Source organism: Rothia sp. HMSC069D01 (assembly GCF_001810135.1).
Lineage (GTDB): Bacteria > Actinomycetota > Actinomycetes > Actinomycetales > Micrococcaceae > Rothia.
Genome location: NZ_KV800081.1, coordinates 1 through 707, shown reverse-complemented (window position 1 = coordinate 707; position 707 = coordinate 1). Strand labels below are relative to the sequence as shown.

Below are 707 nucleotides of genomic sequence, written 5' to 3'. Positions count from 1 at the left end.
TTTTTGTTGTCCAAGAAACGGGAGGCAGTTCAAGATGACATCTCAGCTCAGGGGCTTTCTGCGTACCAGTGGCAGCTCACCTGAGCACCACCTGCTGGTGAATGGTCGCCCAGCCTTCACCCGAGCCTTGCACCGAGTTAACTTTTTGGCCGCCTAACCCATAGCACTATCAAAGTGCTCAACATTTCAACGTGTCAGAGCTTTCAAACACATAGAGTATCCTTGGGAAGAGTACTCCACCTGCCGGTGGTGCACTTCCGGATATTCACCAACCACACGAAACGAGAACCCACCATGCGCACTTTCCTCATTATCTTCTGGGGTATCTTCGCTCTAGTCGCGACAGTTGCGACATTCTACGTCATCATCAATTACGAAGTGCAGCGCTGGAAAGATAAAAAGCGGCAGCGCGAGGGTATTTATATTCGACGAGTTAATCAGGGCGAAGCTCTCATTATGATATTTACCCCCGCCTTCCCCAGCCTTTCGTTTGTAGCCCACATATACGGCGGCCCGGATTCAATAGATATATGGGTTGACATAGTGGGCTTTTTGCTATCGGCTATGTTCATGTCCTTTTTGCGTTATGTGCATGTCGCTTATGTGAAGCTTTCTCCCGAAGGTATCGAGCAACGTATGTGGTCGGCACGCACGACCGTCTATCCCTTCAACGCCATTGACGGCATTGAATACTATGAGGCAACCTC

At 49.8% G+C, this 707-nt stretch carries 1 pseudogene; it reads left to right on the top strand.

Annotated features, from left to right (window positions below):
- Positions 1 to 294: 294 nt before the first annotated feature.
- Positions 295 to 707 (top strand): annotated as a pseudogene (locus HMPREF2710_RS01465) (hypothetical protein); the annotation flags it as partial.